Origin of the sequence: Marichromatium sp. AB31 (assembly GCF_003718685.1) — a bacterium.
GTDB classification, from domain to species: Bacteria; Pseudomonadota; Gammaproteobacteria; order Chromatiales; family Chromatiaceae; genus Marichromatium; species Marichromatium gracile.
On sequence record NZ_RHFI01000029.1, the window covers coordinates 27,178 to 37,140 of the forward strand.

Consider the following 9,963-nt stretch of genomic DNA (forward strand, 5'->3'; position numbering starts at 1 on the left):
GGGTGAGGCATGCGACTGTTCAACGAGATCCGTCTCGACAACCTGCGCGGCGACCTCTTCGGCGGGGTGACCGCTGCGGTCATCGCCCTGCCGATGGCGCTCGCCTTCGGTGTCGCCACCGGTGCCGGGCCCGCCGCCGGGCTCTATGGCGCGGTGCTGGTCGGACTCTTCGCCGCCCTGTTCGGCGCCACCCCCACCCTGATCTCCGAGCCCACCGGTCCGATGACGGTGGTGATGACCGCGGTCATCGCCAGTCTGATCGCGCTTGACCCCGAGCAGGGCATGGCGATGGCCTTCACCGTGGTGATGCTCGCCGGGGTGTTCCAGATCCTCTTCGGCCTGCTGCGGCTGGGCAAGTACGTCACCCTGATGCCCTATACCGTGGTCTCCGGGTTCATGACCGGGATCGGGTTGATCCTCATCGTGCTGCAGATCGGTCCCTTCCTCGGTCAGGCGGCCCCGGGCGGCGGGGTGCTCGGCACCCTCGGCGAGCTGCCGGCGCTGATCGCCGGGATCGAGCCGGCCGAGACCCTGCTCGCGCTCGCTACCCTGGCGCTGATCCTGTTCTTCCCCAGACGCTGGCGCCGGGTGCTGCCGCCGCAGCTGCTGGCCCTGGTGCTCGGCACCCTGGTCTCGCTGTGGCTGCTCGGTGACAGCGAGATCCGCCGCATCGGCGAGATCTCCAGCGGGTTGCCGGAGCTGCAGCTGCCGGTGTTCAGCGCCGAGCAGTGGCGGCGCATGCTCACCGATGCCCTGGTGCTCGCCGCGCTCGGCAGCATCGACGCCCTGCTCACCTCGGTGATCGCCGAGAGCATGACACGCAAGCCGTGCAGCGCCGACAAGGAGCTGGTCGGGCAGGGGCTCGGCAACCTCGCCTCCGGGCTGTGCGGCGGCATCCCCGGCGCCGGCGCCACCATGGGCACCGTGGTCAACATCCAGACCGGGGCGCGCAGCGCGCTCTCGGGGATCGCCCGCGCGCTGATCCTGCTGGTGGTGGTGCTCTGGGCCGGTGGGCTGACCGCACAGATCCCGCTCGCGGTGCTCGCCGGGATCGCGATGAAGGTCGGGCTCGATATCGTCGACTGGTCCTTCCTGCGCCGCGCCCACCGGGTCTCGTTCAAGGCCGCCGCGATCATGTACGCGGTGATCGGGTTGACCGTGTTCGTCGACCTGGTGACCGCGGTGGCGCTGGGCATGTTCGTCGCCAACCTGCTCACCATCGACCGGCTCAGTCGGCTGCAGAGCCGCGAGGTGCGGGCGATCCAGCACCCCGACGACCCCGCTGCGACGATTCGTCTCAGCGACGACGAGCAGGCGCTGCTCGAGCGCGGCGGTGGACGGGTGCTGCTGTTCACCCTCGGCGGCCCGTTGATCTTCGGTCTGGCCAAGGCGATCTCGCGCCAGCACGCGGTGCTCGAGGACCACGACGTGCTGATCCTCGACGTCACCGAGGTGCCGCTGCTCGGGGTGTCCTCGTCGCTGGCGCTGGAGCGGCTGGTGCTCGAGGACCTCGAGCAGGGACGCACGGTGATCCTCGCCGGGGCGCGGGGCGAGGTGAGCGCGCGGCTCGAGCAGCTCGGACTGCTCGCGCGCCTGCCCGCCAAGCACCTGGTGGCCGACCGGGCCGGTGCGCTGGCGCTCGCCGAGCGCCTGCTCGAGAGCCGCGCCGCGTCATCGACCCCGATCGATGGTCGGTGACGTCGATTCGAATTTCCGAGTCTTTTGGTTGGATACCATCTTGGAGAGCAGACGGCCCGCCCCGGGCCGTGTCCGCCACCCCCAGCGAGGTCCAGCCATGTCACACCCCGCCGCATCGCGCGCTGCCGACCAGCCCCCCGCCGAGGCTCGCATGCTCGCCGGTCTCGGCGCCTGTCTGAACCCATCCTGCGTGGTTCGTATCGAGCATGCCGCCGATCCCGATCCGCGCCGCCCCTGCTGGTCGTGCTGGGGCGAGCCGCGCGGCTACGACGGTGATCTCGAAGGGTTGCTCGGCGCCATCGACGCCTGTCGCGCCCGTCATCCCGGCGATCAGGTCCGGCTGCGCATCGACGACCTGCGCTGGCACAGCGCCCTCGCCCTGGTGGTCCATCGTCCGCGTCCCCTCATCCCCGCCTGATTCCTGCCGTTCATCGGATCCTCCCGGGGCCGCGCACCGGCCCCGCGTGAACGACCATCGGGGTCATTCGCGCGCCGTCCGCTTCATTCCTCATCGCATTCATTCAATGGGCGTCATCGTCGATGAGTTCATCGACGATGGTCTATCGATAGCATTTTCTATATCGATTGGTAATGAATGATCGATCTATCTATCGTTGCGCCCGAACGCGGCCGAATTCATTGAATGGAGTAAATCATGAGCACCAAGACCTACGACGCGGGCGTCAAGGATTACGCGCTCACCTATTGGACCCCGGACTATGTCCCGCTCGACTCCGACCTGCTGGCCTGTTTCAAGGTGACGCCACAGGCCAATGTCCCGCGCGAGGAGGCGGCCGCCGCGGTCGCCGCCGAGTCCTCGACCGGCACCTGGACCACGGTGTGGTCCGATCTCCTCACCGACCTCGACTATTACAAGGGCCGCGCCTATCGCATCGAGGACGTGCCCGGCGACAAGGAGAGCTTCTATGCCTTCGTCGCCTACCCCATCGATCTGTTCGAGGAGGGCTCGATCGTCAACGTGCTCACCTCGCTGGTCGGCAACGTCTTCGGCTTCAAGGCGGTGCGTCACCTGCGTCTCGAGGACATCCGCTTCCCGCTGCACTACGTCAAGACCTGCGGCGGACCGCCCAATGGCATCCAGGTCGAGCGCGACCGCATGGACAAGTACGGTCGTCCCTTCCTCGGCGCCACCGTCAAGCCCAAGCTCGGGCTCTCGGCGAAGAACTACGGCCGCGCCGTCTACGAGATGCTGCGCGGCGGGCTCGACTTCACCAAGGACGACGAGAACGTCAACTCCCAACCCTTCATGCGCTGGCAGAACCGCTTCGAGTTCGTCATGGAGGCGGTGCGCAAGGCCCAGGAGGAGACCGGCGAGCGCAAGGGCCACTATCTCAACGTCACCGCGCCGACCTGCGAGGAGATGTTCAAGCGCGCCGAGTTCGCCAAGGAGCTGGGCGCGCCGATCATCATGCACGACTTCCTCACCGGCGGTTTCACCGCCAACACCAGCCTCGCCAACTGGTGTCGCGACAACGGCATGCTGCTGCACATCCATCGCGCCATGCACGCGGTGATCGACCGTCATCCCAAGCACGGCATCCACTTCCGCGTGCTCGCCAAGTGTCTGCGCCTCTCCGGTGGCGATCATCTGCACACCGGCACCGTGGTCGGCAAGCTCGAGGGCGACCGGCGCTCGACGCTCGGCTTCGTCGACGCCATCCGCGAGTCCTTCGTCCCCGAGGATCGCTCGCGCGGGCTGTTCTTCGACCAGGACTGGGGCGGCATGCCGGGGCTGCTGGCGGTGGCCTCGGGCGGTATCCACGTCTGGCACATCCCGGCGCTGGTGGCGATCTTCGGTGACGACGCCGTGCTCCAGTTCGGTGGCGGCACCCAGGGTCACCCCTGGGGCAACGCCGCCGGCGCGGCGGCCAACCGGGTGGCCACCGAGGCCTGCATCAAGGCGCGCAACGAGGGCGTCGAGGTCGAGCAGCATGCCCGCGAGATCCTCACCGATGCGGCCCGTCACAGCCCCGAGCTGGCCGCGGCGATGGAGACCTGGAAGGAGATCAAGTTCGAGTTCGACACCGTCGACAAGCTCGACGCGGCCTGAACCGTGCGTTAGCCAAACAGACAACGCGGAGTGCATCACACCATGAGCGACCATCTGATCATCGGCGATCACGCCACCGTCGGCCGTCACGAGACCTTCTCCTACCTGCCGCCGCTCAGCCGCGAGGAGATCGTCGAACAGATCCTCTTCATCCTCGACAACGGCTGGAACGCCTCGATCGAGCACGAGCACCCCAGCCGCGCCTTCGAGTACTACTGGCCGATGTGGAAGCTGCCCTTCTTCGGCGTCCAGGACCCCGAGCAGCTGCTCACCGAGATCGAGGCCTGTCGGCGCAGCTATCCCGACCACCATGTCCGTCTGGTCGGCTACGACACCTTCGCCCAGACCAAGGGACACGCCTTCCTGGTGCATCGCGCATCCTGAACCGAGGCAGCCGCGCCGGCGGCGAGGCGACCATCCGCGAGCGAGGAGTGACATGGCAGAGCCAACACGCGAGAACAGCTTGAACGGGCGTGCCGCGGCGATCGCGCGTCGTCGTGCCCAGGCCAGCGGTGGCAAGCGTGCCGCCTCGGGAGGTGCGCCGGCGCCGGCGCCCGCCGCGCCACCGGTCAGCGCGCCACTGCCGCGCAACGGCGAGCGCGTCGCGCCGGCGGCCGGTCGGCGCGAGGCGATGGCACGGCGTCAGCGCATCGCCGAGTCGGGTGGTCGCGCGCTGCCGGCGTCACGCTCGCGCTCCGCGGCGCGGACCGAGACCCGCGCCGCGGCCCAGACGCGACGGCGCGCCCAGCGCCCGGAGTCGGCATCCACTGAGGGTGCGTCGACGGCGGGGGCGGGGCGCACGCGAGCTGAGTCCCCGTCGCCGCGTCGCGTCGCGCGTCCCGGCAGTCCGCCGCGTCGGGCACGAGCGCGTGCCGCGAGCACGGCCCGGGAAGGGACGCATCCGGCCGGGCGCGTGCTGGCGATGGCCAGGCGCGCGGCGGTGTCGGGTCGCGGCAAGGCGGGGCTGGAGGCGATCGGCGGGCGCTCGCGCGATGCCGCCACCACCACCCTGATGCGGCGTGCCGGTGCCAGCTCGCGCGAGATCGCCCGGCGGGTGCGCGAGCAGCGCTGCGAGCACGGCAAGGGCGGCGAGTCCTGTCCGCGCCCGACCGGTCGCACCCGGCGTCAGGGTAGCGCGCGCGCCGAGGGCGCGAGCGGTCGCGGCGAGACCAGCGAGACGGCGCGCGGCCTGCCGGTCAGCGGTACCCGGCTCGGGCGTGCCGCGCGCACCACGGGCGACGAGGCCGGGGTCTGTCGTACCGTCACCGGGACCGAGTACTTCGGCGCCGAGCTGTTCCAGGAGTTCTGCGGCCAGCGCCCCGAACCGCCGTCCCCCCTGCCGGTCGTCAGCACCCCGGCGGGACAGCGGGTCACCGGCGCACGGGTGGGCCGCGGCGAGCGGGTCACCGGCGACGAGCGCGGCGCCGGGCGCAGCCTCACCGGTACCCCCTATACCGAGCCCGGCCCCGAGGGCGCGCCGCCCAAGGTCGCACATGACACCACGCTCGCCCAGCGCCCGATCACCGGGACCTTGCTGGGACGCGGCGCGCGCACCACGGGTGACGAGGCCGGTGCCTGCCGACGGATCACCGGCGACGAATATCTCGGCAGCGGACACTTCCGCCAGCACTGTGAGCAGGTGCCCGCGCCCGAGGGTGGCGTCAAGATCGGCGTCACCCCGACCTGGAGCGGTCAGCGCCTCAGCGGCACCCAGGTCGGCAGCGCCGCGCGCGTCACCGGCGATGCCGCCGGGCGCTGCGAGACGGTCACCGGCAGCGATTATCTCGGTCCCCTGCATTATCAGCAGCACTGCGCGCCCGAGGCGTTGGCGGCACAGGCCGCGCGGCGTCCCGAGTCGCGTCCCGGCGGCGCCGATCTCACCGGCATCCAGCCCGGCATCGCCGGGCCGAGTACCGGTCAGCGGCGCGGGCGCTGTCAGTCGATCACCGGGACCCCCTATGTCGGTGAATCGGCCCTGGCGGCGGTCTGTGATCCGGCGGCGCGCGCGCCGACCGAGGACGACACGCCGGTCGAGTTCGGCGAGGACTTCCCGCAGCCGCTCGGCGGCGGTCACTGGCAGGGGGTGGTGTTCTCGCGCCCCGAGGCCACCCCGCGCGCCACGCCCCGGGTGACCGGCGCCAGCGCGGGTGGCTCGGCGCGGATCACCGGTCCCTTCGGTCTGAGCAGCGGGGTGGTGACCGGCACCGAGGAGTTCCGTGCGCGCCGCCCGAGCGGCGCCGAACAGCCGGCCCCGGGGTTGATCCCCGCTCCGATGGCGACACCCGAAGCAGCGGTGCGCGCCCGCGTCACCGGCGAGGGGCGCGATGGTGGTACCCGTATCACCGGCGATGACTGGGGGCGAGGCGAGCGCGTCACCGGCACCGAGGGCAGCTCGGCGAGCGCGCGCAACCCGACCCGGCGTGGCGGACCGATGGGGCCCTTCGCCGGTGCCCGGGCGCTGCGTGGTCAGCGCCAGCCCGAGGAGGCGCCGCCGCTGCAGGTCACCGGCGCCAGTGGCGGCAGCGATCGCGGTGCCCTGGTGACCGTCTCCGGCGGGGCGCGGGGCTGAGGTGGCGACCATGGCGGCCATTCGCACCAGCCCCCGGCCCAGCCGCACCGCGCGGCGCCGCGCCCCGCTGTGGCGCGCCGCGCCGCCGCGCCAGCCGCTGACGAGCGCCACCCCGGTGAGCGCCGTCTCGGTCGCGGCGGGGCCGGCGCTGCCCTCCCAGGGCGGCGACAAGCGCCGCCTCGGTGACTACGAGCGTCGGGTGCGCCAGGCCTTCGCGGCCATCGAGCCGGCGTTGCGTCAGATCGCGGCATTGCCCCAGGACGCCGAGTTCGTGCGCCGCGCTCAGCACGAGGCACGCAGCCGGCTGGGCTTCGAGCTGCCGGTCTCGGTGCTCGAGCGCGCCTGGATCGGCGGGCTCGATATGCGCGCGCTCTTCGCTCATGCCAGCTTCGCCACGGTGCGTGCGCTCAGCGACGACTACTTCCTCAACGATCCGCTGGGGATGGGTGCGCGCGCCGTCGAGTTCGAGCGCTTCCTGCTCGAGTGCGGCTTCCACGCGATGAGTCTGACCCCCTGTTCGGACGGTCGGCTGGCGCACGTCATCGGCTACGTGTTGCGCCTGCCGATGGGGGTGGTGCGGCGCAAGGCCCATGCCGGGGCGCTGTTCGACGTCGAGGAGGCGGTGCGCCGCTGGACCGAGACCGAGCTGCGCCGTCATCGCGAGGGTGTGCCCAACACCGCCGAGGCGCCCACTCGCTATCTCAAGGTGGTCGCCTATCACTACAGCAGTCGCGACCCGGCGCACCAAGGGTGTGCCGCGCACGGCAGCGACGATGCGCGCGCCGCCGCCGCGGGGTTGGCGCAGTTGCGCGCCTTTCGCGAGGCGATCGAGAACAGCTATTGCTGCGGCGCCTCGATCGACATCCTGCTGATCGGCATCGACACCGACACCGACCACATCCGCGTCCATCTGCCCGATGCCGCCGGCGAGCCGGCGCTCGAGCGCCATCTCGACAGCGGGCCGCTGCATGCCGAGACCCGGGGGCTGGGGGCGCAGGCCGTGCGCGATCACATCCGCGCCGCGGTGGCCGCCGCCGGTGGCGCCAGTCCGCCGGCCGAGGGCATGCAGCGTCTGGTCGCGCGGTTGATCGAGCACAACCTGGAGCAGCTCGACTACGTCCGCGCCGAGCACGGCGGCCAGTATCCCGACGCCGGGCACCAGGAGCGTTTCATCGGCGTCGGCGGTGATCTCTCCGAGGTGCAGCTGCGCAACCTCACCTTCTTCGCCTTCATGCGCACCCTGGAGGAGGGCGCGGCCGACCTCGACATCGGCATCGACATCTTCCGTCGGCTCAACCTCGAGCGCGGGCTGCCGATCCCGGTGGTGGTGCGCTTCGACTATCCGGGGCGGGTGCCCGGCGCGCGCGCGCGCGCGGTGGAGCGCTGCGCGCGGGTCGTCGAGGCGATCACGCGACGCTACCCCGAGCTGGTCGCGCAGGGGTTGCTGCACACCTGGTCGACGGTGCGCGACAGCGATCACGGTGGCCGCATCGAGAGCGTCGGCGGCTCCTTGAGCGAGTGGGAGGGACTATGAAGATCTGTCAGGTCGAGCGCCCGCTGGTCGCCACCAACCGCATCCCCGGGCTCGAACACCGTCACCTCCAGGTGGTGCGCGACGGCAAGAGCCAGCTGGTGGCGGTCGATGCGGTCGGCTGTACCCCGGGCGACTGGGTGATCTGTGTCGGCAGCTCGGCGGCGCGCGAGGCGGCCGGTCACAAGGACTATCCGAGCGATCTGACCATCGTCGGCATCATCGACTACTGGGAGGAGGGCTGAACATGGAGATCATGCAGGTGGAGCGCTCGCTGGTCTGCAGCCGGCGCATCCCCGGGCTGGAATCGGTGTCGCTGCGGGTGCTGCGCGGCGCGCGCGGCGCCCGCGCGGTGGCCGTCGACACCCTGGGTGCGCGACCCGGCAACTGGGTGTTCACCATCTCCGGGTCGGCGGCGCGCCTCGCCGTGGGCAAGTCGATCCTCACCGATCTGAGCATCGGCGGGATCATCGATCACTGGGAGAGGGACGCCGCGCGTCCCGATCCTCGTTCGCAGCGTTCATGTTGAGACAGAGGAGTCTGAGACCATGGCCGAAGAGCACTACGGAATCGCCCTGGGGATGATCGAGACGCGCGGGCTGGTGCCCGCGATCGAGGCGGCCGACGCCATGACCAAGGCCGCCGAGGTGCGGCTGATCGGTCGCGAGTTCGTCGGCGGCGGCTATGTCACCGTGCTGGTGCGCGGCGAGACCGGGGCGGTCAACGCCGCGGTGCGCGCCGGGGCCGACGCCTGCGAGCGGGTCGGCGACGGGCTGGTGGCGGCGCACATCATCGCCCGCCCGCACCGCGAGGTCGAGCCGGTGCTGCCGACCGGGAAGCCCGATTCGCAGCAGAGCGCTTGAGCCTTTGAGTAACCAGTAACGAGGAGTCGACAACCATGGCCAGTGAAACCTTCGGTATTGCCCTGGGGATGATCGAGACGCGCGGGCTGGTGCCCGCGATCGAGGCGGCCGACGCCATGACCAAGGCCGCCGAGGTGCGGCTGATCGGTCGCGAGTTCGTCGGCGGCGGCTATGTCACCGTGCTGGTGCGCGGCGAGACCGGGGCGGTCAACGCCGCGGTGCGCGCCGGGGCCGACGCCTGCGAGCGGGTCGGCGACGGGCTGGTGGCGGCGCACATCATCGCCCGCCCGCACCGCGAGGTCGAGCCGGTGCTGCCGGAGCGTCCCGCCGAGGGTGGCCGCTGAGCACGGGCGGTCGCGCCACGGCGAGCGCCGTGGGCGCGATCACCGGGAGGAGCGAGACGATGAGGCTGGATCCGCGTGTGCTCGGCTATCTCGGTCGGGCGCTGAGTCATGAGTACGGGGCGGTGCAGCAGTATCTCACCCACGCCGGGCTGGCCGCGGCCTGGGGGCTGGAGGCCGGTGCCGCGCGTCTGCGCGCCGAGGCGCGCGAGGAGCTCGATCACGCCGAGCGGTTGACCGCACGGCTGCTCGATCTCGGCGCCATGCCCGGGGCCTCGCGGTTGCGCCCGGTGCGGGCGGGGACATCGCTGCAGGCGCTGCTCGAGGCCGATCGCGCGCTCGAGGCCGAGGCGCTGGCGCTCTATCGCGAGGCGGCCGAACACAGCGCCCGTGTCGGCGATACGGTCAGCGCCGAGCTGTTTGCGGCCCTGTACGAGGAGGAGCGGGCGCACGCCCGTGCGCTCGCCGAGTGGATCGACGACCTGCGCGCCGCCCCGGCGGCGCCCCGGCTTGGAGGGATTGACGCATGAACCAGAGCGATTGGCGTGAACGCAACCGTCCGGCGCGGCTCGAACGGCGACTGAGCTTCGCCGACTACGACCACACCCGCGACTTCCTCGAGGACATGGCCGGGGTCAGCGAGCGACTCGGGTATTATCCCGACATCAGCTTCGGTCGCACCCATGTCAGCATCACCATCCATGCCGAGGACGGCGCCGAGTGCGTCGACCCGGCGCGCCGCGCGCTCGCCGGCGAGGTCGATGCGCTGTTCGCGCGCAGCCAGGGGGCGTCGTCATGAGTGCCGAGACACCGTCGACCGAGGGCGACCAGCCGCCGCTCCCCGAGCCGCCGAGCGCGACCCCGACGCCGCGCAAGCCGCGCCGCAAGAT

The 9,963-nt window shown here is 71.4% G+C and carries 12 protein-coding genes; all 12 read left to right on the plus strand.

Annotated features, from left to right (window positions below; genetic code table 11):
- The first annotated feature begins 9 nt into the window (after positions 1-9).
- A complete protein-coding gene (locus EBL84_RS15150; protein WP_123141580.1) occupies positions 10-1,698 on the plus strand; it encodes a SulP family inorganic anion transporter in 1,689 nt (562 codons plus the stop codon).
- A gap of 97 nt (positions 1,699-1,795) precedes the next feature.
- A complete protein-coding gene (locus EBL84_RS15155) occupies positions 1,796-2,116 on the plus strand; it encodes a ribulose bisphosphate carboxylase small subunit (RefSeq protein WP_165913416.1) in 321 nt (106 codons plus the stop codon).
- A gap of 237 nt (positions 2,117-2,353) precedes the next feature.
- Entirely contained in the window at positions 2,354-3,769 is a 1,416-nt protein-coding gene (locus EBL84_RS15160; protein ID WP_123141582.1) for a form I ribulose bisphosphate carboxylase large subunit, read from the plus strand.
- Positions 3,770-3,811: 42 nt separating this feature from the next.
- A complete protein-coding gene (locus EBL84_RS15165; RefSeq protein ID WP_005222837.1) occupies positions 3,812-4,153 on the plus strand; it encodes a ribulose bisphosphate carboxylase small subunit in 342 nt (113 codons plus the stop codon).
- Positions 4,154-4,205: 52 nt separating this feature from the next.
- A complete protein-coding gene (locus EBL84_RS15170; protein ID WP_123141583.1) occupies positions 4,206-6,338 on the plus strand; it encodes a CsoS2 family carboxysome shell protein in 2,133 nt (710 codons plus the stop codon).
- Positions 6,339-6,348: 10 nt separating this feature from the next.
- Entirely contained in the window at positions 6,349-7,872 is a 1,524-nt protein-coding gene (locus EBL84_RS15175) for a carboxysome shell carbonic anhydrase (protein WP_123141584.1), read from the plus strand.
- Positions 7,869-8,114, plus strand: a complete 246-nt coding sequence (locus EBL84_RS15180) for a carboxysome peptide A (protein ID WP_062272959.1) — start codon at positions 7,869-7,871, stop codon at positions 8,112-8,114. Before EBL84_RS15175 ends, EBL84_RS15180 begins: the two co-directional genes overlap by 4 nt.
- 2 nt (positions 8,115-8,116) lie before the next feature.
- Complete coding sequence (locus tag EBL84_RS15185) at positions 8,117-8,398, plus strand: carboxysome peptide B (protein WP_123141585.1); 282 nt, start codon at positions 8,117-8,119, stop codon at positions 8,396-8,398.
- Positions 8,399-8,417: 19 nt separating this feature from the next.
- Positions 8,418-8,732, plus strand: coding sequence for a BMC domain-containing protein (locus EBL84_RS15190; RefSeq protein WP_123141586.1), 315 nt, complete (start codon positions 8,418-8,420; stop codon positions 8,730-8,732).
- A gap of 35 nt (positions 8,733-8,767) precedes the next feature.
- Positions 8,768-9,076, plus strand: a complete 309-nt coding sequence (locus tag EBL84_RS15195) for a BMC domain-containing protein (protein ID WP_005222824.1) — start codon at positions 8,768-8,770, stop codon at positions 9,074-9,076.
- Positions 9,077-9,135: 59 nt separating this feature from the next.
- Complete coding sequence (locus tag EBL84_RS15200) at positions 9,136-9,603, plus strand: bacterioferritin (protein WP_123141587.1); 468 nt, start codon at positions 9,136-9,138, stop codon at positions 9,601-9,603.
- A complete protein-coding gene (locus tag EBL84_RS15205) occupies positions 9,600-9,872 on the plus strand; it encodes a 4a-hydroxytetrahydrobiopterin dehydratase (RefSeq protein WP_062272966.1) in 273 nt (90 codons plus the stop codon). Before EBL84_RS15200 ends, EBL84_RS15205 begins: the two co-directional genes overlap by 4 nt.
- The last annotated feature ends 91 nt before the right edge of the window (positions 9,873-9,963 follow it).